The 234-nt window shown below is 69.2% G+C and carries 1 pseudogene; it reads right to left on the bottom strand.

Features of this window, described 5'->3' with window-relative positions:
• Window positions 1-23: 23 nt before the first annotated feature.
• A pseudogene (locus JMJ55_RS30725) lies at window positions 24-234 on the bottom strand (IS5/IS1182 family transposase); the annotation flags it as partial.

Below are 234 nucleotides of genomic sequence, written 5' to 3'. Positions count from 1 at the left end.
ATTGAGCCCCACCCGATTCCAGGTCATGCGGTCCGGACGTACTCCGGGCGTCCGAGGTCCAGCATTCGGTTCAGCATGTCCGCCGCGATCGCCACTTCGGTCGCTCGGCGCCCGGCTGTCTGGAAGCGCAGCCCTTCGCCGACGACCCGCTTCCAGCGCGAGATGTCAGACTCCACCAAGGCGCGCCAGCCGTACCCCGACGCCCGCTGCCAACCCATGCGGCCGCGCTTGGCA

This window comes from Belnapia mucosa (assembly GCF_016775475.1).
GTDB classification, from domain to species: Bacteria; Pseudomonadota; Alphaproteobacteria; order Acetobacterales; family Acetobacteraceae; genus Belnapia; species Belnapia mucosa.
This window is presented reverse-complemented; position numbering and strand designations above follow the sequence as displayed.